The organism is Pulveribacter suum (assembly GCF_003013695.1).
Lineage (GTDB): Bacteria > Pseudomonadota > Gammaproteobacteria > Burkholderiales > Burkholderiaceae_C > Melaminivora > Melaminivora suum.
In genome coordinates this window covers 2,225,912-2,252,269 of the sequence record NZ_CP027792.1, presented here as the reverse complement: position 1 = coordinate 2,252,269, position 26,358 = coordinate 2,225,912, and the positions used below count along the sequence as shown (strand labels likewise).

Here is a 26,358-nt window from a genome sequence, read left to right as displayed (position 1 = left end):
TGGTGGTGGTGGTGGTGCGCGGCGCGCTACAGCCCCAGCGCCAGCTGCGCGGCCTCCGACATGCGCGAGCGGTCCCAGGGCGGGTCGAACACCAAGTTCACGGTGATCTCGCCCACGCGCGGCAGGGCCAGCACCTTGTCGCAGACTTCGTCGGCTATCGCCTCGCCCATGCCGCAGCCGGGGGCGGTGAGCGTCATGTCCACCAGCACGCGCAGCTTGTCGGCCTCGGGCAGCGGCTCGAAGGCCAGGCGATAAACCAGCCCCAGGTCCACGATGTTCACGGGGATCTCCGGGTCGTAGCAGGTGGCCAGCGTCTGCCAGACCAGCGGCTCCAGGTCGTCGATATGCAGGTCTTCGGGCACGGCAATCGCCTGGGGCGGCTCCTTGCCGATGGCGTCCGCGTCCTGGCCCTTCAGGCGCATCAACTGGCCTTCGACCAGCAGCGTGAACGAGCCGCCCAGTGCCTGTGTGATCTGCGCCAGCTGCCCGGCCTCCAGCTCGACGGGCATGCCGCTGGGAATGGTCTCCACGGTCACGCTGCGGCGCACCAGCACGTCTTCGCGGTGGCGGCGGTAGGTCATGTGCGCTGCTCCCCGTCCTGGTGCTCGGCGATGGCGTGCATCAGCGCGTGCCAGCCCAAGAGCGCGCACTTGATGCGGCTGGGGTAGCGGCGCACGCCGGCCAGGCTGACCAGCTTGCCCAGCGGCGCCTCGTCGGGTTCCTCCTCGCCCGTCAGCACGGCGCGAAAGTGCTGTTGCAGCGCCTGCGCGGCAGCGATGTCCCGCCCCTTGACGGCCTCGGTCATCATCGAGGTCGAAGCCATGCAGATGGCGCAGCCCTGGCCGGTGAAGCGGATGTCCTCCACCCGCTCGCCCGCCAGTTGCAGCTGCACCGCCACGCGGTCGCCGCACGACGGGTTGGTGCCCTCGGCCTGGTGCGTGGGGTGGGGCAGGGGCCCGTAGTTGCGCGGTGCGCGCTTGTGCTCCAGCACCACCTCCTGGTACAGGTCGTTCTCGGCGCTGGCGAAAGACGAAGAAGAAGGGTTCATCGCAGCATCTCCAGGGCGCGGGCCACGGCGGCGACCATGCGGTCCACCTCTTCGGGGGTGTTGTACAGGGCAAACGATGCGCGGGTGGTGGGCCCCAGGCCCAGGTGCTCCAGCAGCGGCTGGGCGCAGTGGTGGCCGGTGCGCACGGCGATGCCGCGCTCGTCCAGCAGCGTGCCGATGTCGTGCGGATGCACGCCGCCCGCCACGAAGGACACCAGCGCCGACTGCGTGGCATGCGGCGCCAGCACCGTGATGCCCTCGATCTGCGACAGGCCCGCCACTGCCTGCGCGCGCAGGGCATGCACGTGCGCGTCGATGGCTTCGCGGCCCGTCTGGTCGATGAATTGCGCGGCCGCCGCCATGCCGACGGCACCGGCCACGTGGGGCGTGCCGCCCTCCAGGCGGGCGGGCAGCGGTGCGAAGCCTGCGGCCTCGTAGCTGACCCAGTCCACCATGTCCCCGCCCAGACGCAGGGGGTAGAGCCGCTCCAGCGCCGCCCGCCGGCCGGCCAGCGCGCCAATGCCCATGGGGCCGTACATCTTGTGGCCCGAGAAAGCCATGAAGTCGCACTCGATCTGCGAGAGATGCGGCACCGCGTGGCTGGCGGCCTGCGCGGCGTCCAGCACCGTGAGGGCGCCGGCGCGGGCAGCCAGCGCCAGCAGGGCCTCATATGGCGGGCGCTCGCCCGTGGCGTTGGCGCCGGCCGTCAGGGCCAGGACGCGGGTGGCGGGCGTCAGCAGCGCCTCCAGGTCCTTCAGGTGCAGGCGGCCCTCGGCGTCGGGGCGCAGGATGACCAGTTCGGCCCCGCTCATGCGCGCGGCGTGCTGCCAGGGCACCAGGTTGGCGTGGTGCTCCAGACCGCTGGCGATGATGCGATCGCCCGGGCGCAGCCAGGCTTTGCCCGGCCCGCCGGCCCACAGGCCCTGGGCGACGAGGTTCAGCGCCTCGGTCGTTCCGCTGGTGAAGACCAGCTCGTGCGCTTTATCCGCGCCGATGAAGCCCTTGAGCGTGGCGCGCGCGGCCTCGAAGGCGTCGGTGGCGCGCTGGCTCAGCGTGTGCACGCCGCGGTGAATGTTGGCGCGCTCCTTCTCCTCGAAGTCGCGCATGGCCGCCATCACCTGGCGCGGCATCTGCGTGGTGGCGGCGTTGTCCAGGTAGGCCAGCGGCTGGCCGTTGATGGCCTGGGCCAGTATCGGGAACTCGGCACCCAGGGCCTGCAAGGGCAGGGCCGAGTCATGCAGCAGCGGGTGGGGCTTACCCATGGCGTTCCTCCCCGTCAGGAGCTTGCAGGTGGGCGGCGATGGTGCTCGCCAGCCAGCCCGTGTCCAGCCAGCGCGCAAGCAGGTCGCTGCCGGCCGCGTCGCCTTCCAGCGCACGGCCGAGCAGCGCGCGTGCCATGCCTTCGATGATCAGCGCGCGGGCGCTGGCCTCATCCAGGCCGCGCTGGCGGGCGTAGAACAGGGCGTCCTCGGGCAGCGCGCCCCAGGTGGCGCCGTGGGCGGCTTGCACGTTGTCGTGCAGGATCTCCAGGTGCGGGCGCAGCACCAGGCGCGGGTTGCCGGCCAGGGGTACGCCGGTGAGGCGCTGGCGCACGCTGGCTTCGTCGGCGCCGGGGGCGATGCGCGTGTGGGCGTTGGCCACGGCGTGCGCGCCGTGTTGCGCCAGGGCCAATGTTTCCACGGTGCTGGCCGTGTGCGGTGCGTCCATGCGGGTGTAGGCCTGCTGGTCCACTTGGCGGGCCGGGCCGCCGGCCAGCAGCAGTTGGGCCACATGCGACTGCGCACCCGCGCCTTGCAGGGCGAGCGTGCTGCGCTGCAGGTGGTAGCCCGCCGCAGTCGCCACCGTGGCCTGGGCGTAGCGCGCCCCTTCGGCCAGCGTGGCATGCAGGTGGTGGGCGATGCGCTGCTGCGCGCCGGCACCCGCCACGCGCAAATGCGTGAGGCGCGCGCCCGGTGCGAGATGGATGTGCGTTTGCAGGTTCTGCGCGGCCTGGGGCGCGAAGTCGTGCGTCTCCAGCAGCACGCATTGCGCGCCCGGCTCTAGGTGCAGCACCAGCAGCGGCGCCTCGGCCGCGCTGCGGCTTTGGTGGTGCAGGTGCAGCGCGGCGGGATCGCCGGCCCGCACGGATACGCGCAGGCCTTCGGTGCACAGCGCGCGGTGCGCCCAGGCAAACGGCGCTGCCTCGTCGCTGCCCGGATGGGGCAGACCGGCCAGCAGCTGCGCGCGCTCTTCGGGGTGCAGGGCGTTCAGGCGCTGGGCCGTCACCTGCGCGGCGTCGTTGGGCGCCTCCCAGGTCCAGCCGGCGCCCTGGGGCGCGTTATCGCTGCCCGCCAGCCATTGCTCGGCGGCGGGCGGCGGCAGGTGGCGAAAGGCTTCGCTGCGCCGGCTGATCCAGCCGTGGCTGTCCAGCTGCGCGCGGGCGGCGCGCTGCTCCTGTTGTGCGGTATTGCTCATGCCTTCAGGCCTCCACCGTTTCGCGCTGGCGGGCAAAGCCGGTGCGGGCGATGGCGCGCGCCAGCTCCACGTCGCCCGCCTCGGCGATTCGGCCCCGGTCCAGGCGCAGCACGGCGTCCGGCTCCAGCTGCTCGATCATCTGCAGGTAGTGCGAGACGACGACGAAACCCGTGCCCTCGGCGCGCAGGCGCGCGACCAGCGCTACCACGGCGCGCACGCCGTCCACGTCCAGGCCGGAGTCGATCTCGTCGAGCAGCGCGACGCGGGGCTTGAGCAGCGACAGCTGCAGCAATTCATTCCTCTTGCGCTCGCCGCCGGAAAAGCCCTCGTTCACGGGCCGCGCCAGCATGGCGTCGGGCAGGCCCAGGGCCTTGGCCGACTGCTTGGCGCTGGCCAGGAAGTCAAAGGCGTCCAGCGGCTGCTCGCCGCGCGCCTCGCGCTGGGCGTTCAGCGCCGTGCGGATGAACAGGTTGTTCTTCACGCCGGGGATGTCCGGTGGCGACTGGAAGGACACGAACAGCCCGGCGCGGGCGCGCTCGTGCGCGGCCAGGGGCAGCAAATCCTGCCCAGCCAGCAGCGCCTGGCCGCCCGCGACGTGGTAGCTGGGGTGGCCGGCCAGCGCCATGCCCAGCGTGCTTTTGCCGCTGCCGTTGGCGCCCATCAGCACGGTGAGGCTGCCGGGCTGCACGTCGAGCGAGACGGATTGCAGGACGGTGCGTTCGCCGATCTGCACGCGCAGGTCGCGCACCTGGAGCAAGGGGAAGGTTGTGGTCATCGTGGTTCCTTCAAATTTGATAGCTGCTGGCGCTTGCCTGGCAAGCGCTGGAGCCGTTTTTTGTTCGTAATCAGCCCACCGCGCCTTCGAGCGACACAGCCAGCAGCGCCTTGGCTTCCAGTGCGAATTCCATGGGGAGCTCCTCCAGCACGGCCTGGCAGAAGCCGCCGACGATCAGCGCCGTCGCGTCCTGCGGGTCGATGCCGCGCTGCTGGCAATAGAACAGCCGCTCCTCGGAGATGCGCGTGGTCGTCGCCTCGTGCTCGACCACGGCGTCGCCGCGCGCCGTCTCCACGTAGGGGAAGGTGTGGGCGCCGCAGTCGGGGCCGATCAGGAGCGAGTCGCACTGCGTGTGGTTGCGCGCGCCGGCCGCGCCGGGGTTGATGCGCACCAGGCCGCGGTAGCTGTTCTGGGCGTGCCCCGCGCTGATGCCCTTGCTGACGATGCGGCTGGTGGTGTTCCTGCCCAGATGGATCATCTTGGTGCCGGTGTCCGCCTGCTGGAAGTGGTTGGACACGGCGATCGAGTGGAATTCGCCATTGGATTCATCGCCGCGCAGCACCACGCTGGGGTACTTCCAGGTGATGGCCGAGCCGGTCTCGATCTGCGTCCAGGCGATGCGCGAGCGCTTGCCGGCCGCCAGGCCGCGCTTGGTCACGAAGTTGTAGATGCCGCCGCGCCCGTTCTCGTCGCCGGGGTACCAGTTCTGCACCGTCGAATACTTGATGAAGGCGTCGTCATGCGCAACCAGCTCGACCACGGCGGCGTGCAGCTGGTTCTCGTCGCGCTGCGGGGCGGTGCAGCCTTCCAGGTAGCTGACTGAAGCGCCTTCCTCGGCAATGATCAGCGTACGCTCGAACTGGCCCGTGCCCTGCGCGTTGATGCGGAAGTACGACGACAGCTCCATGGGGCACTTCACGCCCTTGGGGATGTAGACGAAGGAGCCGTCGGAGAACACGGCGGAGTTCAGCGCGGCGTAAAAGTTGTCGCCCTGCGGCACCACGGTGCCCAGGTATTGCTCGATCAGCTCGGGGTGGTGCTGCACCGCGTGCGAGAACGAGCAGAAGATCACGCCGACCTCGGCCAGCTGCTCACGAAACGTCGTGCCGACCGAGACCGAGTCGAACACCGCATCCACCGCCACGCCCGCCAGCTTCGCGCGCTCGTGCATCGGCACGCCCAGCTTTTCGTAGGTTTCCAGCAGCTTGGGGTCCACCTCGTCCAGGCTCTTGGGGGCGTTTTTCAGGCTCTTGGGCGCCGAGTAGTAGCACAGGGCCTGGAAGTTGATGGGCTCGATCTTCAGGTGCGCCCAGTCGGGCAACTCCATCGCCTGCCAGCGCCGAAAGGCTGCCAGGCGCCAGTCCAGCAGGAACTGCGGCTCGCGCTTCTTGCGCGAAATCGCCCGGATGGTGCCCTCGTCCAGGCCGGGCGGCAGCGCGTCCGACTCGATATCAGTGACGAAGCCGTGCAGGTACGGCCGCTGCAGGGCTTGCGCCAGCGGGTCGGGGGCGGCGGGGCGGTGGAGGTCGGGCGCAGCGTTCATCGCATGGGAGAGTTCTGGTTTTTAATATGCATAGCATATGCATCTTTCCAGAATCTGCCCAGCGCGCCCCGGTGCCCGTACCTGCGGCAGGGAGATGGCGCAGCAGCGGCGAGCGGCTGTGCTTGACGCTGTCAGTCCAGCGCGCTGGCGCCCAGGTTTTCGCAGTCTGAGAGGTCCGAATCACTGCTGGATTCCAGCTGGCGCGCAATCTGCCGCAGCGCGGTGCGCAAGCCCTCTTCCAATGTCGGGTGATAGAAGGGCATGCGCAGCAGGTCCTGCACGGTCAGGTCGCGGTCGATCGCCAGCGCCAGCAGCTGCGCCAGATGCTCGCCCGAGGGGGCGCACAGCTGCGCGCCCAGCAGCCGGCCGGTGCCCGGCGCGGCGTAGATGCGCAGCAGCCCGGCATTGCGCAGCGCCACACGGGCGCGGCCTTGAGCGCCGTAATCGACCTCGCCCACCAGAGGCTTCTGCTTGCGCACCTCGGCCCAGGGCATGCCGACGCTGGCCGCCTGTGGGTCGCTGAAGGTGATGGCCAGCGGCACGCGCCGGCGAAAATGCCGCAGCGTCTTGCCCTGGGCGGCCAGCATGGCGTTGATGCCGGCCATGTGGCCCTCGTCGGCGGCTTCGTGCAACAGCGCGCGGTCACGGTCCGCGTCGCCAGCCAGGAACACGGCTGTGTCGCCCACCTGCAAGGTGCAGGGATCGACCGGCGGCAGGCCGTGCTTGTCCAGCACCGGGCCCAGCGTGTCCAGGCCCAGATATTCCACATTGGGCGTGCGGCCCATGGCGGCCAGGACCTGGTCCACGACCACGGTGGTACTGCCGTTGCTCACCTCGATGCCGCTGGCCAGCTCGCGCAGCTGCGCACGCTCGCCCACGCTGATGGCGAATTCGCCCTTGAGCTGCTCCAGCAGCGCTGCGTTCACCGACTCGTCGGTCAGGCCCGCCACCCGCTCGCGGGTTACGAAGGCCACCACCTCCACGCCCAGGCGGGCCAGCGCCTGCGCCAGCTCGGTGCCGATGGCGCCCAGGCCGATCACGGCCATGCGCGGGCCCAGCGTGGGCTGCTCGAACAGGTTGTCGGAGGTGAGGATGCGCTCGCCAAAGGCCAGCCAGTCGGGCGGCAGCACCGGGCGCGAGCCGGTAGCGACGATCACGCTGCGGGTTTTATAGGTGCGGCCGTTGACCTCGACGCGCTGCGCATCCAGCAGCCGCGCGCGGCCTGATACTGAGCGCTCGCCCGCATCGCTGGCGCGAATGGTGCCGGCGACGAACTCGTCGCGCAGCGTGCGCAGGCGCGTCAGCACCGCCGGCAGGTCGGCGCGCGCATCCTGGCCGTCGCGCAAGCCAAAAGCCTCCCAGCGGGTGCGCGCGTGCAGGGCGTTGGCAGCTTCGACCAGCATCTTCGAGGGCATGCAGCCCACGCGCGCGCAGGTCGTGCCCCAGGGGCCTTCGTTGACGATGAGGAAGTTGTCGGTGCGCTTGCGCACCTCGCGCAGCGCGGCCAGGCCGGCCGTGCCGGCGCCGATGATGAGGGTGTCGAGGGTCGGGTGCATGGCGGCTCAAGGGTCGGGCGGCCAGTGTCGGCGCAGGCGAGCCTGGCTGTTGTAGGCCCGCACGCCAACGGCGGCTCGCTGCAGGGCGTGCGACCGCGCAGGCCTGCGCATTTCAGTCCGCCGCCAGCCACGCCACGCGGCCGCTGGCCAGCTCATCGGTTCGGGCTTTGAAGGCCGGCGCTGCGTCCTCCGGCAGCGCCAGCGTGAAGGTGACCTGCGCGGCGTGCCGGGCCTGCAGCAGCTGCGCCCCGGCGGCGGCGATCTCGCGGCGCAGCAGGCCTTCGAGCGGGTAGGGCACGCTCGCGCACAGGCGCATCAGGCGCTGGCGCGGCACCTTCTCGGCCGTCAGCAGGGCTTGGGCCACGCTGTCGGTATAGGCGCGCACCAGCCCGCCCGCGCCCAGCTTCACGCCGCCGAAGTAGCGCACCACGGTCGCCAGCACCCCTTCGAGCTGCTGGTGGCGCAGCACCTCCAGCATGGGCCGCCCGGCCGTGCCGCTGGGCTCGCCGTCGTCCACTGCGGCCGACTGTCCGCCCGCCAGCAGGGCCCAGCAGACGTGCGCCGCGCCGGGGTGTGCGGCGCGCAGTGCGTCCACCACGGCCTGCGCCTGCGGCCGGCCATCGACGGGCTGCACGCAGGCAATGAAACGGCTTTTCTTGATGACCAGTTCGTTGTGGGCGGGGGCGCCGAGAGAGTAGGACATGGGCAGCCGAGCTTACCCGCGCGTGCAAGGGTCGCTGCGCCTATAACCGGGCGCCAGCGCGGATGAGGCGCCCCTCCTAGAATGTCCGGCCCCGTCTGAAAGCCCTGCATGAACGCCTTTGCCGACGTTTCCTTCTTCCCGCGCGCCGCCAAGCCCCTGACCAGCTACCGTCCGTACTGGGCCAAGCGCTTTGGCACGGCGCCCTATCTGCCCATGAGCCGCGCCGAGATGGAGCAGCTGGGCTGGGACAGCTGCGACGTGGTGCTGGTCACGGGCGACGCCTATGTGGACCACCCGAGCTTCGGCATGGCGGTCATCGGGCGGGTGCTGGAGGCGCAGGGCTTTCGCGTGGGCATCATCGCCCAGCCGGATTGGCAAAGCGCCGAGGCCTTCAAGGCGCTGGGCAAGCCCAACCTGTTCTGGGGCGTGACGGCGGGCAACATGGATTCCATGATCAACCGCTACACGGCGGACCGCAAGATCCGCAGTGACGACGCCTACACCCCCGGCGACGTGGGCGGCAAGCGGCCCGACCGTGCGGCCATCGTCTATAGCCAGCGCTGCCGCGAGGCGTTCAAGGACGTGCCCATCGTGCTGGGCGGCATCGAAGGGTCCTTGCGCCGCATCGCCCACTACGACTACTGGAGTGACAAGGTGCGCCGCTCGATGGTGGTGGACGCCAAGTGCGATTTGCTGTTGTACGGCAACGCCGAGCGCGCGCTGGTCGAGGTGGCCCACCGCCTGGCGCGGCGCGAGCCGGTGGAGAGCATCACCGACGTGCGCGGCACGGCGTTCGTGCGCCGCAGCAGCCCTGAGGATTGGTTCGAGCTGGACTCGACCAGCGTGGACGAGCCCGGTGTGGTCGAGCCGCACCTCAACCCTTACATGACCACGGCGGAGCAGGCCGCGGCCCAGGGCCAGAGCTGCTCGCGCGAGGATGCTACTGATTCAGGAGCTGCCAGCGCAAGCCAGGCAAGCGCTGGAGGTCAAAAACCTTCAGAGTCTGTGGTGCAGTTCATGCCCAACCCCTCCTTGCGCCGCAAGGCCGGCCAGCCGCCGCGCGAGCGCACGGTGATCCGCCTGCCCAGCTTCGAGCAGGTCAAGGCTGACCCGGTGCTCTACGCCCACGCCAACCGCGTGCTGCACCTGGAGACCAACCCCGGCAATGCCCGTGCCCTGGTGCAGGCGCATGGCGAGGGCTCCACCGCCCGCGACGTGTGGCTGAACCCGCCGCCCATTCCCTTAAGCACGGCGGAGATGGACTGGGTCTTCGGCCTGCCGTATTCGCGCAACCCGCACCCCAGCTATGCCGACGAGAAGGGCGGCTTTGAGGGCGCCACCAAGATCCCGGCGTGGGAGATGATCCGCGCGTCCATCAACATCATGCGCGGCTGCTTTGGCGGCTGCACCTTCTGCTCGATCACCGAGCACGAGGGCCGCATCATCCAGAGCCGCTCGGAAGATTCCATCATTGCCGAGGTCGAGGACATCCGCGACAAGGTCAAGGGCTTCACCGGCACCATCTCCGACCTCGGGGGTCCCACGGCCAACATGTATCGCCTGGGCTGCAAAAGCCCCGATGTCGAGGCCGCATGCCGCAAGCCCAGCTGCGTCTTCCCCGGCATCTGCCAGAACCTGCACACCGACCACGATCCGCTCATCAAGATCTACCGCCGTGCACGCAGCCTGCCGGGCATCAAGAAGATTTTGATCGGCTCCGGCCTGCGCTATGACCTGGCCGTGCAGTCGCCCGAGTACGTCAAGGAGCTGGTGCAGCACCACGTGGGCGGGTATCTGAAGATCGCCCCCGAGCACACCGAGGCCGGGCCGCTGTCCAAGATGATGAAGCCGGGCATCGGCAACTACGACCGTTTCAAGCAGCTGTTCGAGAAGTTCAGCGAAGAAGCGGGCAAGAAGCAGTTCCTGATTCCATACTTCATCGCCGCCCACCCCGGCACGACCGACGAGGACATGCTGCACCTGGCCATCTGGCTGAAGAAAAACGGCTTTCGCGCCGACCAGGTGCAGGCCTTCTACCCCAGCCCCATGGCCACGGCCACAGCCATGTACCACTCGGGCCGCAACACGCTGACACGCGTGCGCCGGCACATGCGCGACGAGGCCGAGGAGAGCGTGGACATCGTGCGCGGCGAGCGCCGCCGGCGGCTGCACAAGGCCTTTTTGCGCTACCACGACCCGAACAACTGGCCGCTGCTGCGCGAGGCTTTGAAGCACATGGGCCGCGCCGACCTGATCGGCAATGGCAAGCACCATCTGATTCCGACCTTCCAGCCTGTGACGGACGGTGGCTACCAGTCTGCGCGGCGCAAGAACAGCACGGTCGCTGCACCCGTGCAGGGTAGGCCCGTGCAGGCCCCGGCGCAGACGCAGCCCGAGCGCGGGCGCGTGCTGACGCAGCACACCGGCTTGCCACCGCGGGCCGGCGTGATGCAAAAGGCCGGCCGCCCCGGAGGCAAGCCGGCAGGGGTGCCAGCAGCTCCCAGGCGGCGCGGCTGACCGCGCTGGCCGCTCAGGTGGCGATCAGGTCTTCGATGATCAGGCGGCGGTAATAAAAGCCTGCTGTCGCCGAAAGCGACTGCAGCAGCGTGCGCAGGCTGTCGGGCGAATCGCCGTCCGCCGCTTCGAACATGAGCGCGTGGCCGCCGCCGCTGGCCAGCTCGGCAATGCGGCGCACGATGACGCCTTCTGCCCCGACCGAGGGCAGCGGATCGTCGGCATTGCCCAGCGTGCGCACGACATGCTCCATCACGTCATGCGAGGTGGCGTACGCCACGTCGTTGCGCCCGGCGTCCCGCAGTTGCTGTCCGGCGTTGCGAGCGGCTTGCTCGTCCTTGAACAGTGCAAAGACGTAACCGGTGGGGTAGAAGGTGCCGGAGCTGGAGGTCATCTCCGGTGTCAGGGCAAAAGGTTTCATGGTGCGGGTCTCCAAGGAACAAAGCTGCTGCCATTGGAGCGGCGCACCGAATTGAGCTGTGTCAGGGTGGGTGCGCCGCACTTGTCGGACAGCGGCGCGCTGGGCGATTCGCGAATAGAAAACGGTGACAACGCACGTCCAGAAAGCGCGGGCAGCTATGTTTTTAATAGTTGAACGCAACAATTCGGGCATGAAAAAACCGCCTTAAGGCGGTTCGCGCTGGGGCGGGCGCAGGCTGGCCGCGCTTATATGACCTTGGCGATCGAGGCACAGACGTAGTCGATGTTCTTGCTGTTCAGCGCGGCCACGCACATGCGGCCGGTGTCGGTGCCATAGACGCCGAACTCATCGCGCAGCCGCACCATCTGGTCGCGGGTCAGCCCGGAGTAGCTGAACATGCCGATCTGCTGCGTGATGAAGGACATGTCCTGCTGCACGCCGGCGGCCTTCAGGCCGTCCACCAGCGTCTGGCGCATGGCCTTGATGCGCACCCGCATCTCGCTCAGTTCTTGCTCCCACTGCGCGCGCAGCGCGGGGTCGTTCAGCACCGCAGCCACCACCGCGCCGCCGTGGGTGGGCGGGTTGGAGTAGTTGGTGCGCACGACGATCTTGAGCTGCGACAGCACGCGCGCGGCCTCGTCCTTGTCGGCGGCCACCACCGACAGCGCGCCCACGCGCTCGCCGTACAGCGAAAAGCTCTTGGAAAACGAGGTGGACACAAAGATGTTCAGCCCGGCGGCGACAAACTTGCCGATGACGGCGCCGTCTTCCTTGATGCCGTGGCCGAAGCCCTGGTAGGCCATGTCCAGAAAGGCGACCAGGCCGCGCTCCTGCACCACGGGGATGATCTGGTCCCACTGTTCAGGCGTCAGGTCGTAGCCGGTGGGGTTGTGGCAGCAGGCGTGCAGCACCACGATGGTGCCGGGCTCTGCGGCGCGCAGGTCGGCCAGCATGCCGTCGAAATTGACGGAGCGCGTGGCCGCGTCGTAGTACGTGTAGGTGCCGACTTCGAAGCCGGCGTTGGCGAACAGGGCGCGGTGGTTCTCCCAGCTCGGGTCGGAGATCAGCACACGGGCTTGCGGGTTGAGCTTTTTCAAAAAGTCCGCGCCGATCTTCAAGCCGCCCGTGCCGCCGATGGCCTGCACGGTGGCCACGCGGCCGGACTTGACCACATCGGAATCGGCGCCGAAGACCAGGGCCTTCACCGCGTTGTCATAGGCGGCGATGCCGTCGATCGGCAGATAGCCGCGCGCCGCGGGCTTTTCCATCATGGCCTTCTCGGCCGCCTGCACGCACTGCAGCAGCGGCAGCTTGCCGTTGTCGTCGAAATACACGCCCACGCCCAGGTTGACCTTCTTCGGGTTGGGGTCGGCGTTGAATTGTTCGTTCAGGCCCAGGATGGGATCGCGCGGGGCCATTTCGACGGCGGAAAACAGAGACATGAAAAGTCCTAGGATGGGGTGGAAATCTCGGCGGCCGCCGCCAGATACTGGAAGCCGCAGCCAATCCAAGATTTTACGAGCGATGCGCCGCGCATCGCGCACCTACCCATGCACGAAGTCATCACCGAGCCGGCCACCGAAAGCGGGCAGTTCGTCCAGTACTCAGGCTCGCCCTTTCATCTCTACCAGCCTTATCCGCCGGCGGGCGACCAACCCGAGGCGATCGACCGGCTGGTGGAGGGGGTGCAGGACGGCGAGGTGTTCCAGACCCTGCTGGGCGTGACCGGCTCGGGCAAGACCTTCACCATGGCCAACGTGATCGCCCGGCTGGGCCGCCCGGCCATCATCTTTGCGCCCAACAAGACCCTGGCGGCGCAGCTGTACAGCGAGTTCCGCGAGTTCTTTCCCAAGAACGCGGTGGAGTATTTCGTCAGCTACTACGACTACTACCAGCCCGAAGCCTACGTGCCCCAGCGCGACCTGTTCATCGAGAAGGACAGCGCCATCAACGAGCACATCGAGCAGATGCGCCTGTCGTGCACCAAGAGCATCCTGGAGCGGCGCGACGTGGTCATCGTGGCCACGGTGTCGGCCATTTACGGCATCGGCGAGCCCGAGAGCTACCACCGCATGATCATGACGCTGCGCACCGGCGACAAGCTGGGCCAGCGCGAGGTGATCGGGCAGCTGATCCGCATGCAGTACCAGAGGAATGACCAGGATTTCTCGCGCGGCAAGTTCCGCGTGCGCGGGGACACCATCGACGTTTTCCCGGCCGAGCACTCCGAGCTGGCGATCCGCATCGAGCTGTTCGACGACGAGGTGGAAAGCCTGCAGCTGTTCGACCCGCTCACTGGCCGCGTGCAGCAGAAGATTCCGCGTTTTACCGTCTATCCCAGCAGCCACTACGTGACGCCGCGCGACAAGGTGCTGACCGCCGTGGACACCATCAAGGCCGAGCTGGCCGAGCGGCTGAGCTTCTTTGAGCGCGAGGGCAAGCTGGTGGAAGCCCAGCGCCTGGAGCAGCGCACGCGCTTTGACCTGGAGATGCTTGCCGAGGTGGGTCACTGCAAGGGCATCGAGAACTACACCCGCCACCTGTCGGGTGCGCCGGTGGGTGCCCCGCCCAGCACGCTGACGGACTATCTGCCCAAGGACGCCCTCATGTTCCTGGACGAGAGCCACCAGATGATCGGGCAGCTCAGTGCCATGTACAACGGCGACCGCTCGCGTAAGACCACGCTGGTGGAGTTCGGCTTTCGCCTGCCTTCGGCGCTGGACAACCGGCCGCTCAAGTTCGAGGAGTTCGAGGCCCGCATGCGCCAGGTGATCTTCGTGTCGGCCACTCCGGCCCAGTATGAGCAGGAGCACTCCGGCCAGGTGGTGGACCAGGTGGTGCGCCCCACCGGCCTGGTGGACCCGCTGGTCGAGGTGCGCCCCGCCACGCACCAGGTGGACGACGTGCTGCAGGAAATCCGCCTGCGCGTGGACAAGCACGAGCGCGTGCTGATCACCACGCTGACCAAGCGCATGGCCGAGCAGCTGACCGACTACCTCACGGACAACGGCGTCAAGGTGCGCTACCTGCACTCGGACATCGACACGGTGGAGCGGGTGGAGATCATCCGCGACCTGCGCCTGGGCGCCTTCGACGTCCTGGTGGGCATCAACCTGCTGAGGGAGGGCCTCGACATCCCCGAGGTGTCGCTGGTGGCCATCCTGGACGCGGACAAGGAAGGCTTTTTGCGCGCCGAGCGCAGCCTGATCCAGACCATAGGCCGTGCGGCGCGCAACCTGAACGGCAAGGCCATCCTGTATGCCGACCGGATCACCGAGTCGATGAAGAAGGCCATCGGCGAGACCGAGCGCCGCCGCGCCAAGCAGATTGCGCACAACAAGGCCATGGGCATCACGCCGCGCAGCATCGTCAAGCAGGTGCGCGACCTGATCGACGGCGTGTACAGCGAAAAAGCCGGGCAGGAGGCGCACCGGCTGGAGCAGGACGCTGCCCGCCAGGCCGAGCTGGACGAGATGAGCGAGAAGGACATCGCGCGCGAGATCAAGCGGCTGGAAAAGCGCATGCTGGAACACGCGCGCAACCTGGAGTTCGAACAGGCGGCGCGCACGCGCGACCAGCTTGCCAAGCTCAAGGACCGCGTGTTCGGCGCTCACGGCGGAGATCACGCCGTGCTGTGACCGCTCAGGCAAGAATGCGACTGACGAGTTTACTTACCCGACAAAAAAGATCGGGATTTGTGCTACAATCGCGTCAAACATTCAGAAGAAATAACCCCACGACAGAGAACAAACCCTATGCCGTGCGCATGGGGCCAGAAGGGCGGGGACGGTGCCGAAGGCCAGCGCGAGCTGCTGCCCAAGGCGTTTCATAACGATCAAGCCTGACCTTGAAGGAGCTTGCGATGCGTCTCACCACCAAAGGCCGTTTTGCGGTCACCGCCATGATTGACCTGGCCCTGCGACAGAACAACGGCCCCGTCACGCTGGCGGCGATCAGCCAGCGCCAGCAAATTTCCCTGTCGTATCTTGAGCAGCTGTTCGGCAAGCTGCGCCGCCATGAGCTGGTGGAGTCCACCCGCGGCCCTGGCGGCGGCTACACGCTGGCCCGCAAGGCCGGCGATATCACCGTGGCCGATATTATCGTCTCGGTGGATGAACCTATTGACGCCACGCAATGCGGCGGCAAGGAAAACTGCCTGGGCGAGGCCGGCCGCTGCATGACGCACGAGCTGTGGGCCGCGCTGAACCAGCGCATGGTCGAGTTCCTGGATTCCGTCACGCTGCAAAAGCTGGTGGACGAGCAGCTGGCCAAGGGTATTCAGATCGAGGACAAGCCGGTCACGCGCCGCGCCATCTCGACCACGCCGGTGGTCAAGCCCATCCGCGTGAACGCCCCGAACTCGGTGTTCGCCCTTGGCAACGCGTTTGCCAAGTCGTAATGCCGTTTGCCCCGATCTCTACACAACGCCAGCCGGAAGCAGCCTGAGCCAGCCATGGACATGACCCCGCACTTTCCCATCTACCTCGACTACGGCGCGACGACCCCCGTGGACCCGCGCGTCGTGGACGCGATGATCCCCTGGTTGCGCGAGCACTTCGGCAACCCGGCGTCGCGCAGCCACGCCTGGGGCTGGGAGGCAGAAGAGGCCGTGGAAAAGGCCCGCGGCCAGGTGGCCGACCTGATCGGCGCAGACCCGCGCGAGATCGTCTGGACCAGCGGTGCCACCGAGTCCAACAACCTCGCCATCAAGGGCGCAGCGCACTTCTACCAGGGCAAGGGCAAGCACCTCATCACGGTCAAGACCGAGCACAAGGCCGTGCTGGACGTGATGCGCGAGCTGGAGCGCCAGGGCTTCGAGGTGACCTACCTGGATGTGCAGGAAAACGGCCTGCTGGATCTGGAGACCTTCAAGGCCGCCATCCGCCCGGACACGATCCTCGCCAGCGTCATGTTCGTGAACAACGAGATCGGCGTGATCCAGGACATCCCAGCCATCGGCGCCATCTGCCGCGAAAAGGGCGTGCTGCTGCACGTCGATGCAGCGCAGGCCACTGGCAAGGTCCAAGTCGATGTGAAGACGCTGCCCGTGGACCTGATGAGCCTGGCATCGCACAAGACCTACGGCCCCAAGGGCATCGGAGCGCTGTACGTGCGCCGCAAGCCCCGCGTGCGCCTGGAGGCGCAGATGCACGGCGGCGGCCACGAGCGCGGCATGCGCTCGGGCACGCTGCCCACGCACCAGATTGTCGGCATGGGCGAGGCGTTTCGCATCGCCAAGGATGAGATGGCGCAGGACGCGGCCAAGGTGCGTGCGCTGCAGCAGCGCCTGCTCAGCGGCCTGAAGGACGTGGAGCAGGTGTTCATCAACGGCGACTTGGAACGCCGCGTGCCGCACAACCTGAACATGAGCTTCAACTACGTCGAGGGCGAGTCGCTGATCATGGGCATCAAGGGCCTGGCGGTCTCCAGCGGCTCGGCCTGCACCTCGGCAAGTCTTGAGCCGAGCTACGTGCTGCGCGCCCTGGGCCGCAGCGACGAATTGGCGCACAGCAGCCTGCGCATGACCATCGGCCGCTTCACGACCGAGGAAGAGATCGACTACGCCGTGCAGACCATCCGCCACAACGTGGCCAAGCTGCGCGAATTGAGCCCGCTGTGGGAGATGTACCAGGACGGTGTCGATCTGAGCACCATCCAGTGGGCGGCCCACTGACTGCGGCAAGACAAGGAATAGGAGAACGACACCATGGCTTACTCTGACAAGGTCATCGACCACTACGAAAACCCGCGCAACGTCGGCTCGTTCGACAAGGGCGACGAGACGGTGGGCACCGGCATGGTCGGCGCACCGGCCTGCGGCGACGTGATGAAGCTGCAGATCAAGGTCAACCCCGACACCGGCGTGATCGAAGACGCGCGCTTCAAGACCTACGGCTGCGGCTCGGCCATCGCCTCGTCGTCGCTGGTGACCGAATGGGTCAAGGGCAAGACGCTGGACGAGGCCGCGGCGCTCAAGAACAGCGAGATCGCCCAGGAGCTGGCGCTGCCGCCCGTGAAGATCCACTGCTCCATCCTGGCCGAGGATGCCATCAAGGCCGCCGTGAACGACTACAAGGCCAAGCACGGCGCTGCCGCCGAAGCGCTGGCCTGAGCGGGAGCACCACATGGCGATCACCCTGACCGAAGCCGCCGCCCGGCACGTGACGCGTTACCTGTCGCGTCGCGGCAAGGGGGTGGGCGTGCGGCTGGGCATCAAGACCACTGGGTGCTCGGGCCTGGCCTACAAGCTGGAGTATGTGGACGAGCAGGACCCGGCCGACGTGGTGTTCGAGGACCACGGCGTCAAGCTCCTGATCGACCCCAAGAGCCTGGCCTACATCGACGGCACCGAGCTGGACTTCGTGCGCGAGGGGCTGAACGAGGGTTTCAGGTTCAACAACCCCAACGAGCGCGACCGCTGCGGCTGCGGCGAGAGCTTTCGGGTCTGAGAGCCGGGCCCCGCCGCTGGTGCGCCCGTACGACGAACCGCCACCGCATCGCGTGCTGGCGGTTTTTTCTTGCGACCGCGCTTCAAAAACAATAGCTGCTAGCGCTTGACTGCAAACGGTTTGAGCGTGAAAACTATCGAAAGACCACGCTGGACGAGCGGGAGATGCTCACATTTTTGATATGAACCTGCAATCCGACGACTTCGAACTGTTCGCCGTGCCGCGCCGCTTCGCGCAGGACCGTGCCCAGCTGGACGCCCGCTGGAAGGAGCTGCAGCGCGAGGCCCACCCCGACCGCTTCGCCGCTCAAGGGCCGGCTGCGCAGCGCGTGGCCATGCAGTGGTCGGTGCGCATCAACGAGGCCTATCAGCGCCTGAAAGACCCGCTCAAACGCGCCGCCTACCTGTGCGAGCTGCACGGCGCGCCCATCCGCGCCGAAGACAACACGGCCATGCCGGCGCAGTTCTTGATGCAGCAGATGCAGTGGCGCGAGGCGCTGCAAGAGGGCGAAACCCCCGCACAGCTGGATGCGCTGGAGCGCGACATGGCCGCTGAGCGCCACGCCGCCACCGCCCGGCTCACGCAGCTCATCGACGAGCAGCAGGACTGGGCCGGCGCCGCCCGCGAGGTCAGAGCCCTCATGTTCATTGCGCGATTCGCCCATGACATCGAGCAGCGCCGGGAGCAACAGGGACAATAGCCGGTTGCCCCAAGAACCCACGGAACAAGAAACAACTACATGGCGCTATTGCAGATTTCCGAGCCCGGCCAGTCGCCTGACCCGCACCAGCGGCGCATTGCCGTGGGCATCGACCTGGGGACCACCCACTCGCTGGTGGCTGCGGTGAAAAGCGGTACGGCCGAGTGCCTGCCGGACGAGCAGGGCCGGGTGCTGCTGCCCTCCGTGGTGCGCTATCTGCAAGGCGGTGGCCGGCAGATCGGCTACCAGGCCCTGGCCATGCAGCGCCAGGACGCGGCCAATACCATCGCCTCGGCCAAGCGTTTCATGGGCCGCGCGCTGGCTGACATTGCCGACGCGGGCAGCCTGCCGTATGACTTCGTGCAGCCGCAAGCGTCCGGAGAGGGCGGCATGCTCGGCCTGCAGACGGCCGCCGGTGCCAAATCGCCGGTGGAGATCAGCGCCGAGATCCTGGCCACGCTGCGCCAGCGCGCCGAGGACAGCTTCGACGCCGACCTGTACGGCGCCGTCATCACCGTGCCTGCCTACTTCGACGACGCCCAGCGCCAGGCCACCAAGGACGCCGCCCAGCTGGCCGGCCTGCACCTGCTGCGCCTCATCAACGAGCCCACGGCGGCGGCCATCGCCTATGGGCTGGACAACGCCGCCGAGGGCGTCTATGCCGTGTATGACCTGGGCGGCGGCACCTTTGATATCTCCATCCTGCGTTTGACCCACGGCGTTTTCGAGGTGATCGCCACCGGCGGCGACTCGGCCCTGGGCGGCGATGACTACGACTCCGCCCTGGCCGCCTGGGCCCTGCAGCGCCTGGGCATGAGCGCCGACACGCCGGCCGACAAGGCCGCCGTGCGCCTGGCCGCGCGGGCCGCCAAGGAGGCGCTGACTGCTCAAGAAAGCGTAGCGTTCAGCGCAGAACTGGCGGGCGCGAACCGGCAATTGGACGTGGACCGCGCGCAGTTTGCCGCAGCCACCGAGGCGCTGACCCAGCGCTCGCTGGCCGCTGTGCGCCGCGCGCTGCGCGACGCGCAGATCGGCCGGGATGACGTGCAGGGCGTGGTGCTGGTGGGCGGCTCCACACGCATGCCGCAGGTGCAGCGCGCCGTGGCCGATTTCTTCGGCCGCGAGCCGCTCACCAACCTGAACCCGGATGAGGTGGTGGCCCTGGGCGCCGCCATCCAGGCCAACCAGCTGGCCGGCAACGACGGCGCGGGCGACCTGCTGCTGCTGGACGTGATCCCGCTGTCGCTAGGCATCGAAACCATGGGCGGCCTGGTCGAGCGCATCGTGCAGCGCAACGAGACCATTCCCACGGCCAAGGCGCAGGACTTCACCACCTACAAGGACGGCCAGACGGCCCTGGCCATCCACGTGGTGCAGGGCGAGCGCGACCTGGTGCAGGATTGCCGCAGCCTGGCGCGCTTCGAGCTGCGCGGCATTCCGCCGATGGCGGCCGGCGCGGCGCGCATCCGCGTCACCTTCACGGTGGACGCCGACGGCCTGCTGAGCGTGGAGGCGCGCGAACAGGGCAGCGGCGTGCAGGCGCGCATCGACGTGAAGCCCTCCTACGGGCTGTCCGACGAGCAGATCGCCCGCATGCTGCAGGACGGCTTTGCCACCGCCCAGCAGGACATGCAGGCCCGCGCCCTGGCCGAGGCGCGCGTGGACGCTGACCGCCTGCTGATCGCCACGCAAAGCGCCCTGGATGCGGACGGCGACGTGCTGGACGCTGCCGAGCGCGAAGCCATCGACGCGCTGATGCAGGCACTGCGCGCGGCGCTGCAGCCGGGCGCCAGCGCCGCCGAGGTGGAGGCCGCCACCACCACCCTGGCCAGGGGCACCGAGGGCTTTGCCGCGCAGCGCATGAACCGCGGCATCCGCAAGGCCCTGGCCGGCAAGAGCGTGGACACGCTCTGACGCACGAGACAACGCAAAGAAAGCAAGAACCCAAGCACCATGCCCGTCATCAAGATCCTGCCCCATCCCGAATACGCCCCCGAGGGTACCGAGATCAGCGCCCCGGCCGGCACGTCGATCTGCGAGGCGCTGCTGGAAAACGGCGTCAACATCGAGCACGCCTGCGACATGAGCTGCGCCTGCACCACCTGCCACGTCATCGTGAGGAAGGGTTACGACTCGCTGAACGAGGCCGAGGAGGAGGAGGAAGACCTGCTGGACCGCGCCTGGGGCCTGGAGCCGCAGTCGCGCCTGTCCTGCCAGGCCATCCTGGCGCAGGACGACGTGACGGTGGAAATCCCCAAATACACCATCAACCACGCGCGCGAGAGCTGAGGCGATGACCCGCCAGATCGTCCTGGACACCGAGACCACCGGCCTGTCGGCCGAGGGCGGCGACCGCATCATCGAGCTGGGCTGCGTGGAGCTGGTGCACCGCAAGCTCACGGGCAACAACCTGCACCTGTACTTCAATCCGGGGCGCGACAGCCACCCCGACGCGCTGCGCGTGCATGGCATCACGACCGAGTTTTTGCAGGACAAGCCGCGTTTTGATGCCTGCGCGCAGGACATCCTGCACTACCTGCGCGGCGCCGAGCTGATCATCCACAACGCCAGCTTCGACGTCGGCTTCCTGGACAAGGAGCTGCAGCTGCTGGGCCTGCCGCCGCTGGGCGAACACGTGGACAGCATCACCGACACCCTGGCGATGGCCAAGGAGATGTACCCGGGCAAGCGCAATTCGCTGGATGCGCTGTGCGACCGCCTGGGCGTGGACAACTCCGGCCGCCAGCTGCACGGCGCGCTGCTGGACGCCGAGCTGCTGGCGGACGTCTATATCAACCTCACGCGCGGGCAGGACGCGCTGCTGATCATGGACGACGCCGGCTCCGGCGCGGACGGCCAGCCGCTGTCGTCCGTGGACCTGAGCCAGTTTGCGTTGCCCGTTCTGGTGGCCACGCCGCAGGAGCTGGCCGCCCACGAGGACGTGCTGGCGCAGATCGACAAGGCCAGCGACGGCAAGACGGTCTGGCGCACTTTGTCTGTTGCGGCCTGAAACCTGTGCCATAATCGCGGGCTTGTCGCACAGCGCGGCGCGGGTGATTAGCTCAGCGGTAGAGCACTGCCTTCACACGGCAGGGGTCACATGTTCGATCCATGTATCACCCACCAGTTTCTTGGCCATGGCGCATGCCGTGGCCAGGGGTGATTAGCTCAGCGGTAGAGCACTGCCTTCACACGGCAGGGGTCACATGTTCGATCCATGTATCACCCACCAGACATCTTTGAAACCAAGGGCCCGGAAGCGATTCCAGGCCCTTTTTTCATGGCCGCACGACTGCCGGGCGGCGAAGGGGCTGCATGGACCAGGTGGATTGCGTCGTCATCGGCGCGGGCGTGGTGGGGCTGGCTGTGGCGCGTGCGCTGGCCCTGGGCGGGCGCGACGTGCTGGTGCTGGAGGCAGAGGGCGCCATCGGCACCCAGACCAGCTCGCGCAACAGCGAGGTCATCCACGCCGGCATCTACTACCCGCCGGGCTCGCTGAAAGGGCGGTTGTGCGTGCGCGGCAAGGCGCTGCTGTACGACTACCTGGCCGAACGCGGCCTGCCGCACAGGCGCTGCGGCAAGCTGATCGTCGCTACATCCCCCGAGCAGGGCAAGGCCCTCCAGGCCATCCAGGCGCGCGCACAGGCCAGCGGCGTGCACGACCTGCAGTGGCTGAGCCAGGCGCAGGCACAGCAGCTGGAGCCCGCCTTGCAGTGCCACGCCGCGCTGCTGTCGCCCAGCACCGGCATCGTGGACAGCCACGCCCTCATGCTGTCACTGCAGGGCGACCTGGAGAACGCGGGCGGTCTTTTGGCACTCAATTCGCCTGTAAGCCGCGCCAGGCAAGCGCAAGCAGCTATTGTTTTGGAAGCGGCCGACGGCACGCTGCTGGCCGCTCGCAGCGTGGTCAACGCAGCCGGTCTGCAGGCGCCGCTGTTGGCTGCGCGCTTTGCCATGCTGGACAGCCGGCACGTGCCACGGGCAGCCTTTGCCAAGGGCAGCTACTTCAGCCTGGCCGGTCGCGCACCCTTCGGCCACCTGATCTACCCGGTGCCGCAGGCCGCCGGCCTGGGCGTGCACCTGACGCTGGACCTGGGGGGCCAAGCGCGCTTCGGCCCGGACGTGCAGTGGGTGGAGAGCCCGGACGACCTGGCGGTGGAGCCGCACCGCGCCGAGGGCTTCTATGCCGAGGTGCGCCGGTACTGGCCCGGCCTTCCGGACGGCAGCTTGGCGCCGGGCTACGCCGGCATCCGCCCGAAGATCCACGGTCCGCATGAGCCGGCAGCGGACTTCCTCATCCAGGGCCCGCGCGAGCATGGCGTGTCTGGGCTGGTCAATCTGTTCGGCATCGAATCCCCGGGCCTGACCAGCGCACTGGCCATCGGCGAGCATGTGGCGCAGATGCTGGAGTTGTAACAGGACGGCGTAAGATGGGGGCGCCCGCCTACACACTCCGTGCGGGCGGGGTTTTACTGTTGAGCCCAATGAAGAAAGGCCTGTCTATGACCTCCGTATCCGACACGATCTCCAACACCCAGGGCGAGCTGGAGCGCCTGGTAGGCGACCTGCGCAGCCTGATGTCCAGCAAGGATTTCGACAGCATTCCGCAGATCAGGCAGCTGCGCCAGCGCCTGGACGACGGGATCGACACCGTGCGTGACACGGCCGTGCGCGCCGCTCAGGACGCTGCCAGCCAGGCGCGCGATGCTGCCCGCGCGGCCGACCGCTACGCCCATGATGAACCCTGGCGCGTGGCGACGGCCGCCGTGGCCGTGGGTGCGCTGGTCGGTTTTTTGCTGGCCCGCCGCTGAGCGCCGCCGCACGCTGAAAGAGAAGGAGCCCATGAACTGGCTATCAATGCTGGGCCTGGAAGGCTGGGTGGCGCGCTGGCGCGCTGCTGCTATCGAAGGGGCAATCGCCGCGGAAGACCGCATCACCCTGGCTCGGCTGGAGTTCGATGAACTCAAGCGGCGCCTGGGGTTGATGATCGTCATGGTCATCCTGTTCGGGGCGCTGGCAGTGCTGGCGCTGCTGCTCCTGTCCCTGGCCGTGCTGGTGCAGTTCTGGGACTCTCCGCAGAGGGCGTTGGTAGCTTGGCTGCTGGCAGGCGGCTGGCTGGTGGCCTGCGTGGCGGTACTCATCACCATCGTGTCGCTGGCTAAGAAGCTGGGCAATGCCTTTGCCTTCTCGCGCCGCGAACTGGGTAATGACTGGAAACTCATCAAGGGAAAGCTGTAGCCATGAGCGCAAAACCAATGCCCGGCGCCACTCCTGAGCAGCAGCAGGTGCTGGACCGCATCCTCGTGCAGCGCGAGCGCCTGCGCGCGCGGCGCGAAGCCTATCGCCAGACGCGTGCGATCGTTCAAGCACGCGCAGGGGTCGATCCCGACTCATCGTTGCCCACGCGGCTGCTGGCCTTTGCCAAGCTGCACCCGACCTTCGTGGCCGGGGCTGCTGCGCTGGCACTGGTGGCCGGGCCACGCCGGCTGATCCGGGTGGCCGGCCTGCTCATTCCGCTGGTGTCGCGCATGCGGCGCTGAAGCCCCGCAGCAGCGCTTTTCTTTCAGCGCAAACGTACCCAGGGCCGCCTCGTGCGGCCCTTGTCGTTGGCGCTCAGCGCACAGCCTTGATCGCGCGCGCAGCCTGCGCCACAAGGACCGGGCCTTCATAGATCAGGCCGGTGTAGATCTGCACCACGTCTGCGCCGCAGCGAATCTTGTCCACCGCATCCTGCGCACTCAGGATGCCGCCCACACCGATGATGGGAAACGCCGGGCCCAAAGCGGCCCGCAACTGGCGGATGACGCGGTTGCTGGCCTCGCGCACCGGGGCGCCGCTCAGGCCGCCGGTTTCACCAGCATGGCGCAGGCCCTGCACTGCGTCACGGGCTATTGTTGTGTTGGTAGCAATCACGCCGTCCATGCCGTGGCGCTGCAGCGTGGCGGCGATCACTTCGACCTGTTCAGGCTGCAGGTCGGGCGCGATCTTCACGAAAAGGGGCACGCGCCGGCCTTGCACGGCAGCCAGGCGCTCGCGCTCGTCGGCGATGGCCGACAACAGTGCGTCCAGCGCCTCGTCGCTTTGCAGCGCGCGCAGATTCTGGGTATTGGGCGAGCTGATGTTCACCGTGACGTAGTCCGCGTGCGGGTACACGCCGTTCAGACAGGCCAAGTAGTCGCTCGTGGCCTCTTGGATCGGGGTGCTGGCGTTCTTGCCGATGTTCAGGCCCAGCAGCAGCGGCCGGGTCTTTTGCGTGCGCACACGCGAACGCTGCACGTTGGCGACGAAGGCGTCCAGCCCGTCATTGTTGAAGCCCAGGCGGTTGATGAGGGCCTGCGCCTGGGGCAGGCGGAACATGCGCGGCTTGGGGTTACCGGGCTGCGGGCGCGGGGTGACGGTGCCGACTTCGACGAAGCCGAAACCCATGGCGGCCAGTGCATCGATGCAGCGGGCGTTCTTGTCCAGCCCCGCGGCCAGGCCCACGCGGTTGGGGAAAGTGAGGCCGGCCAGCTGCACCGGGTCGGCCACGGCCTCCTGGCTCCATGCGGCCTGGGCCAGCGTGCCCTGGCCGCGGGCGAGCATGCCCAGGGTCAGGTCGTGTGCGGCTTCAGGGTCCAGGCCGAAAAGGAATGGGCGCGCCAGCGCATAGGGCAAAAGAGACATGGGGATAATCCGGGTGAACTGTTTGCGATTTTCCCCCATGACGACACCTCACACTCCTCTGACCCAAGACGCCCTCAAGACCCTCGTCGGCCGGGCCGCGCTGCACTACGTCGAAGACGGCAGCATCGTCGGCGTGGGCACGGGCTCCACGGTCAACCAATTCATCGACGCACTGGCCGGCCTGAAGGAGCGCATCCGCGGCGCCGTCTCCAGCTCCGAGGCCAGCACCCAGCGGCTGCGCGCCCTGGGCATCCCGGTGCTGGAGGCAGGCGAGGTCCGCTCGCTGCCGGTCTATATCGACGGCGCCGACGAGATCGACGAGCGCGGCTACATGGTCAAGGGCGGGGGCGCGGCGCTCACACGCGAAAAAATCGTGGCAGCGCTGGCCGAGCGCTTCGTGTGCATTGCCGACGAGTCCAAGCTGGTCAAGGCGCTGGGCGCCTTCCCGCTGCCGGTGGAGGTCATCCCAATGGCGGCGGCGCAGATCACGCGCCGCTTCGGGCAGCTGGGCGGCGCCGCCCAGCTGCGCCTGAAGGACGGACAACCCCTGGTGACCGACAACGGCCAGCACATCCTGGACGTGACGGGCCTGGTCATCACCGACCCGCTGGCCTTCGAGAGCGAGGTGAACCAGTGGCCCGGCGTGGTGACCGTGGGCGTGTTTGCACACCAAAAGGCCAGCGTGTGCCTGCTGGGCACGGCGCAGGGCGTGCGCACCCTGGCGTTCTGAGCGCCCCAGAGGCGCCTGCTCAGAAGATGATGCCGGCCGGGTTGGCGTTGCTGCGCGTGGGGGCGGCCGGGCGCGCGGCCGCCGGGGCAGCATCGCGCGGGGCGGCAGCAGAGGCCGGCGCCGCCGCCGGCTTGGCAACCTGGGCCACCAGCGGGGTGGCCGGGGCGCGGCGGTAGTTGGCGGGCAGCTGGGACTGGGCGGGGTAGCCGGCCGCGTCCAGGTATTGCTTCCACTCCACGTCCGAGAAGCCCTTGAGCTGCTGCGTGCCGATGGTGGCAAAGGGCAGATTGGCTTCGCCCGCCAGGCGCTTGAGGGCGTCGATGTCTTCGTTGGTGTTCACGGTGCGCTCGGCAAAGGGCACGCCGCGCTGCATCAGGAGGGCGCGGGCGCTGGCGCAGGGCGAGCATTCGCTGGCGCTGTAGAGCGTGACGGGGTAGCGCGAGACGACCTGGCGCAGGGCGTAGGGCAGGGCATTGGTCTCCACCCCGCCGCCGCTGTGCAGCGTGCTGTTGACCTGCGCGCCAGAGGCTGCAGCGGCGTTGCTCGGCGCCTGGTCGGAGAAGGTGACCTTGCCGTCCGGCCCGACGATGCGATAGACCTGCTGCGCCTGCGCGGCAGGCAAGAGCGCCAGTGCCGAGCAGGCGAGGGCGGTGGCAGTGGCGGCGCGGCGGATGGCGGACATGGTCTCTCCTCGGTCGGGTTCTTCTTCAAAAACAATAGCTGCTGACGCTGGATGGAAGCGGGATTGCTGGTCAAAACACCTGCAAACGCGCGCACAACAAGCGGCAGCCGCTCACTTTTT

The 26,358-nt window shown here is 68.1% G+C and carries 27 protein-coding genes and 2 tRNA genes; 17 read left to right on the top strand and 12 right to left on the bottom strand.

What is annotated here, in order from left to right; translation table 11 throughout:
* Window positions 1-26: 26 nt before the first annotated feature.
* The 8 genes from sufT to C7H73_RS10315 all read right to left on the bottom strand — a co-directional run bounded on the left by sufT (window position 27) and on the right by C7H73_RS10315 (window position 8,079).
* Window positions 27-581, bottom strand: coding sequence for a putative Fe-S cluster assembly protein SufT (gene sufT, locus C7H73_RS10350; RefSeq protein WP_106846573.1), 555 nt, complete (start codon window positions 579-581; stop codon window positions 27-29).
* Window positions 578-1,048, bottom strand: a complete 471-nt coding sequence (gene sufU / locus C7H73_RS10345; protein WP_106846572.1) for a Fe-S cluster assembly sulfur transfer protein SufU — start codon at window positions 1,046-1,048, stop codon at window positions 578-580. Before sufU ends, sufT begins: the two co-directional genes overlap by 4 nt.
* The gene (locus C7H73_RS10340) at window positions 1,045-2,310 is read right to left on the bottom strand and encodes an aminotransferase class V-fold PLP-dependent enzyme (RefSeq protein ID WP_106846571.1); all 1,266 of its coding nucleotides are present in this window, start codon (window positions 2,308-2,310) and stop codon (window positions 1,045-1,047) included. Before C7H73_RS10340 ends, sufU begins: the two co-directional genes overlap by 4 nt.
* Window positions 2,303-3,502, bottom strand: a complete 1,200-nt coding sequence (locus C7H73_RS10335; RefSeq protein WP_106846570.1) for a SufD family Fe-S cluster assembly protein — start codon at window positions 3,500-3,502, stop codon at window positions 2,303-2,305. The genes C7H73_RS10340 and C7H73_RS10335 overlap by 8 nt, the downstream gene beginning before the upstream one ends.
* Before the next feature lie 4 nt (window positions 3,503-3,506).
* Window positions 3,507-4,277, bottom strand: coding sequence for a Fe-S cluster assembly ATPase SufC (sufC, locus tag C7H73_RS10330; protein ID WP_106846569.1), 771 nt, complete (start codon window positions 4,275-4,277; stop codon window positions 3,507-3,509).
* 70 nt (window positions 4,278-4,347) lie between these two features.
* Window positions 4,348-5,820: a Fe-S cluster assembly protein SufB gene (gene sufB / locus C7H73_RS10325; protein ID WP_106846568.1), complete on the bottom strand. Its 1,473-nt coding sequence runs from the start codon at window positions 5,818-5,820 to the stop codon at window positions 4,348-4,350.
* Window positions 5,821-5,951: 131 nt separating this feature from the next.
* Entirely contained in the window at window positions 5,952-7,376 is a 1,425-nt protein-coding gene (locus C7H73_RS10320; RefSeq protein WP_106846567.1) for a dihydrolipoyl dehydrogenase, read from the bottom strand.
* Between the two features lie 112 nt (window positions 7,377-7,488).
* Complete coding sequence (locus tag C7H73_RS10315) at window positions 7,489-8,079, bottom strand: IMPACT family protein (protein ID WP_106846566.1); 591 nt, start codon at window positions 8,077-8,079, stop codon at window positions 7,489-7,491.
* A 108-nt stretch (window positions 8,080-8,187) separates the two neighbouring features.
* Between C7H73_RS10315 and C7H73_RS10310 the strand changes: the two genes are divergently transcribed.
* The gene (locus tag C7H73_RS10310; protein WP_106846565.1) at window positions 8,188-10,596 is read left to right on the top strand and encodes a YgiQ family radical SAM protein; all 2,409 of its coding nucleotides are present in this window, start codon (window positions 8,188-8,190) and stop codon (window positions 10,594-10,596) included.
* 13 nt (window positions 10,597-10,609) lie between these two features.
* Here the strand turns inward: C7H73_RS10310 and C7H73_RS10305 are convergent, their stop codons facing one another.
* Complete coding sequence (locus C7H73_RS10305; RefSeq protein ID WP_106846564.1) at window positions 10,610-11,014, bottom strand: hypothetical protein; 405 nt, start codon at window positions 11,012-11,014, stop codon at window positions 10,610-10,612.
* Between the two features lie 245 nt (window positions 11,015-11,259).
* Window positions 11,260-12,456, bottom strand: a complete 1,197-nt coding sequence (locus C7H73_RS10300; protein WP_106846563.1) for an amino acid aminotransferase — start codon at window positions 12,454-12,456, stop codon at window positions 11,260-11,262.
* Between the two features lie 108 nt (window positions 12,457-12,564).
* Between C7H73_RS10300 and uvrB the strand changes: the two genes are divergently transcribed.
* The 15 genes from uvrB (at window position 12,565) to C7H73_RS10225 (ending at window position 23,703) form a co-directional block, all read left to right on the top strand.
* Complete coding sequence (gene uvrB / locus C7H73_RS10295; RefSeq protein WP_106846562.1) at window positions 12,565-14,652, top strand: excinuclease ABC subunit UvrB; 2,088 nt, start codon at window positions 12,565-12,567, stop codon at window positions 14,650-14,652.
* Between the two features lie 224 nt (window positions 14,653-14,876).
* Window positions 14,877-15,413, top strand: a complete 537-nt coding sequence (gene iscR / locus C7H73_RS10290; RefSeq protein WP_106846561.1) for a Fe-S cluster assembly transcriptional regulator IscR — start codon at window positions 14,877-14,879, stop codon at window positions 15,411-15,413.
* A 54-nt stretch (window positions 15,414-15,467) separates the two neighbouring features.
* Window positions 15,468-16,688, top strand: a complete 1,221-nt coding sequence (locus C7H73_RS10285; protein WP_106846560.1) for an IscS subfamily cysteine desulfurase — start codon at window positions 15,468-15,470, stop codon at window positions 16,686-16,688.
* Window positions 16,689-16,721: 33 nt separating this feature from the next.
* A complete protein-coding gene (gene iscU, locus C7H73_RS10280; protein ID WP_106846559.1) occupies window positions 16,722-17,126 on the top strand; it encodes a Fe-S cluster assembly scaffold IscU in 405 nt (134 codons plus the stop codon).
* Window positions 17,127-17,139: 13 nt separating this feature from the next.
* Window positions 17,140-17,463, top strand: coding sequence for an iron-sulfur cluster assembly protein IscA (gene iscA / locus C7H73_RS10275; RefSeq protein WP_106846558.1), 324 nt, complete (start codon window positions 17,140-17,142; stop codon window positions 17,461-17,463).
* 181 nt (window positions 17,464-17,644) lie between these two features.
* Entirely contained in the window at window positions 17,645-18,163 is a 519-nt protein-coding gene (hscB, locus tag C7H73_RS10270) for a Fe-S protein assembly co-chaperone HscB (protein WP_106846557.1), read from the top strand.
* Between the two features lie 39 nt (window positions 18,164-18,202).
* Window positions 18,203-20,077: a Fe-S protein assembly chaperone HscA gene (gene hscA, locus C7H73_RS10265; protein ID WP_106846556.1), complete on the top strand. Its 1,875-nt coding sequence runs from the start codon at window positions 18,203-18,205 to the stop codon at window positions 20,075-20,077.
* 39 nt (window positions 20,078-20,116) lie between these two features.
* On the top strand, window positions 20,117-20,452 hold the full coding sequence (fdx, locus tag C7H73_RS10260) for an ISC system 2Fe-2S type ferredoxin (RefSeq protein ID WP_106846555.1): 336 nt from the start codon (window positions 20,117-20,119) through the stop codon (window positions 20,450-20,452).
* A 4-nt stretch (window positions 20,453-20,456) separates the two neighbouring features.
* Window positions 20,457-21,173 (top strand): DNA polymerase III subunit epsilon, encoded by a 717-nt coding sequence (dnaQ, locus tag C7H73_RS10255; protein WP_106846554.1) that lies wholly within the window; start codon window positions 20,457-20,459, stop codon window positions 21,171-21,173.
* A gap of 41 nt (window positions 21,174-21,214) precedes the next feature.
* Window positions 21,215-21,289, top strand: a tRNA-Val gene (locus tag C7H73_RS10250).
* 31 nt (window positions 21,290-21,320) lie between these two features.
* Window positions 21,321-21,395: transfer RNA gene (locus C7H73_RS10245), tRNA-Val, on the top strand.
* An 83-nt stretch (window positions 21,396-21,478) separates the two neighbouring features.
* Window positions 21,479-22,579: an NAD(P)/FAD-dependent oxidoreductase gene (locus C7H73_RS10240; protein WP_106846553.1), complete on the top strand. Its 1,101-nt coding sequence runs from the start codon at window positions 21,479-21,481 to the stop codon at window positions 22,577-22,579.
* Window positions 22,580-22,665: 86 nt separating this feature from the next.
* On the top strand, window positions 22,666-22,974 hold the full coding sequence (locus tag C7H73_RS10235) for a DUF883 domain-containing protein (protein WP_106846552.1): 309 nt from the start codon (window positions 22,666-22,668) through the stop codon (window positions 22,972-22,974).
* Between the two features lie 31 nt (window positions 22,975-23,005).
* A complete protein-coding gene (locus C7H73_RS10230; protein WP_106847625.1) occupies window positions 23,006-23,401 on the top strand; it encodes a phage holin family protein in 396 nt (131 codons plus the stop codon).
* Between the two features lie 2 nt (window positions 23,402-23,403).
* Window positions 23,404-23,703: a hypothetical protein gene (locus C7H73_RS10225; protein WP_106846551.1), complete on the top strand. Its 300-nt coding sequence runs from the start codon at window positions 23,404-23,406 to the stop codon at window positions 23,701-23,703.
* Window positions 23,704-23,776: 73 nt separating this feature from the next.
* On the opposite strand, the gene C7H73_RS10220 is transcribed toward C7H73_RS10225, so the two are convergent.
* The gene (locus tag C7H73_RS10220) at window positions 23,777-24,826 is read right to left on the bottom strand and encodes a quinone-dependent dihydroorotate dehydrogenase (RefSeq protein WP_106846550.1); all 1,050 of its coding nucleotides are present in this window, start codon (window positions 24,824-24,826) and stop codon (window positions 23,777-23,779) included.
* 37 nt (window positions 24,827-24,863) lie between these two features.
* Between C7H73_RS10220 and rpiA the strand changes: the two genes are divergently transcribed.
* Window positions 24,864-25,556, top strand: a complete 693-nt coding sequence (rpiA, locus tag C7H73_RS10215) for a ribose-5-phosphate isomerase RpiA (RefSeq protein ID WP_106846549.1) — start codon at window positions 24,864-24,866, stop codon at window positions 25,554-25,556.
* Between the two features lie 19 nt (window positions 25,557-25,575).
* Here the strand turns inward: rpiA and C7H73_RS10210 are convergent, their stop codons facing one another.
* Window positions 25,576-26,238: a glutaredoxin family protein gene (locus C7H73_RS10210; protein WP_106846548.1), complete on the bottom strand. Its 663-nt coding sequence runs from the start codon at window positions 26,236-26,238 to the stop codon at window positions 25,576-25,578.
* Window positions 26,239-26,358 lie beyond the last annotated feature (120 nt).

What these genes read in the sequence shown, in the direction of transcription:
- C7H73_RS10340 (WP_106846571.1), bottom strand. Translation starts at nt 2,310, where the DNA reads ATGGGTAAGCCCCACCCGCTGCTGCATGACTCGGCCCTGCCCTTGCAG.
- C7H73_RS10335 (WP_106846570.1), bottom strand. Translation starts at nt 3,502, where the DNA reads ATGAGCAATACCGCACAACAGGAGCAGCGCGCCGCCCGCGCGCAGCTG.
- C7H73_RS10240 (WP_106846553.1), top strand. Translation starts at nt 21,479, where the DNA reads ATGGACCAGGTGGATTGCGTCGTCATCGGCGCGGGCGTGGTGGGGCTG.
- C7H73_RS10315 (WP_106846566.1), bottom strand. Translation starts at nt 8,079, where the DNA reads ATGTCCTACTCTCTCGGCGCCCCCGCCCACAACGAACTGGTCATCAAG.
- uvrB (WP_106846562.1), top strand. Translation starts at nt 12,565, where the DNA reads ATGCACGAAGTCATCACCGAGCCGGCCACCGAAAGCGGGCAGTTCGTC.
- C7H73_RS10305 (WP_106846564.1), bottom strand. Translation starts at nt 11,014, where the DNA reads ATGAAACCTTTTGCCCTGACACCGGAGATGACCTCCAGCTCCGGCACC.
- iscR (WP_106846561.1), top strand. Translation starts at nt 14,877, where the DNA reads ATGCGTCTCACCACCAAAGGCCGTTTTGCGGTCACCGCCATGATTGAC.
- iscA (WP_106846558.1), top strand. Translation starts at nt 17,140, where the DNA reads ATGGCGATCACCCTGACCGAAGCCGCCGCCCGGCACGTGACGCGTTAC.
- C7H73_RS10285 (WP_106846560.1), top strand. Translation starts at nt 15,468, where the DNA reads ATGGACATGACCCCGCACTTTCCCATCTACCTCGACTACGGCGCGACG.
- rpiA (WP_106846549.1), top strand. Translation starts at nt 24,864, where the DNA reads ATGACGACACCTCACACTCCTCTGACCCAAGACGCCCTCAAGACCCTC.
- iscU (WP_106846559.1), top strand. Translation starts at nt 16,722, where the DNA reads ATGGCTTACTCTGACAAGGTCATCGACCACTACGAAAACCCGCGCAAC.
- C7H73_RS10300 (WP_106846563.1), bottom strand. Translation starts at nt 12,456, where the DNA reads ATGTCTCTGTTTTCCGCCGTCGAAATGGCCCCGCGCGATCCCATCCTG.
- C7H73_RS10230 (WP_106847625.1), top strand. Translation starts at nt 23,006, where the DNA reads ATGAACTGGCTATCAATGCTGGGCCTGGAAGGCTGGGTGGCGCGCTGG.
- sufC (WP_106846569.1), bottom strand. Translation starts at nt 4,277, where the DNA reads ATGACCACAACCTTCCCCTTGCTCCAGGTGCGCGACCTGCGCGTGCAG.
- C7H73_RS10225 (WP_106846551.1), top strand. Translation starts at nt 23,404, where the DNA reads ATGAGCGCAAAACCAATGCCCGGCGCCACTCCTGAGCAGCAGCAGGTG.
- C7H73_RS10310 (WP_106846565.1), top strand. Translation starts at nt 8,188, where the DNA reads ATGAACGCCTTTGCCGACGTTTCCTTCTTCCCGCGCGCCGCCAAGCCC.
- C7H73_RS10320 (WP_106846567.1), bottom strand. Translation starts at nt 7,376, where the DNA reads ATGCACCCGACCCTCGACACCCTCATCATCGGCGCCGGCACGGCCGGC.
- sufB (WP_106846568.1), bottom strand. Translation starts at nt 5,820, where the DNA reads ATGAACGCTGCGCCCGACCTCCACCGCCCCGCCGCCCCCGACCCGCTG.
- dnaQ (WP_106846554.1), top strand. Translation starts at nt 20,457, where the DNA reads ATGACCCGCCAGATCGTCCTGGACACCGAGACCACCGGCCTGTCGGCC.
- C7H73_RS10235 (WP_106846552.1), top strand. Translation starts at nt 22,666, where the DNA reads ATGACCTCCGTATCCGACACGATCTCCAACACCCAGGGCGAGCTGGAG.
- hscB (WP_106846557.1), top strand. Translation starts at nt 17,645, where the DNA reads ATGAACCTGCAATCCGACGACTTCGAACTGTTCGCCGTGCCGCGCCGC.
- fdx (WP_106846555.1), top strand. Translation starts at nt 20,117, where the DNA reads ATGCCCGTCATCAAGATCCTGCCCCATCCCGAATACGCCCCCGAGGGT.
- hscA (WP_106846556.1), top strand. Translation starts at nt 18,203, where the DNA reads ATGGCGCTATTGCAGATTTCCGAGCCCGGCCAGTCGCCTGACCCGCAC.
- sufU (WP_106846572.1), bottom strand. Translation starts at nt 1,048, where the DNA reads ATGAACCCTTCTTCTTCGTCTTTCGCCAGCGCCGAGAACGACCTGTAC.
- C7H73_RS10210 (WP_106846548.1), bottom strand. Translation starts at nt 26,238, where the DNA reads ATGTCCGCCATCCGCCGCGCCGCCACTGCCACCGCCCTCGCCTGCTCG.
- C7H73_RS10220 (WP_106846550.1), bottom strand. Translation starts at nt 24,826, where the DNA reads ATGTCTCTTTTGCCCTATGCGCTGGCGCGCCCATTCCTTTTCGGCCTG.
- sufT (WP_106846573.1), bottom strand. Translation starts at nt 581, where the DNA reads ATGACCTACCGCCGCCACCGCGAAGACGTGCTGGTGCGCCGCAGCGTG.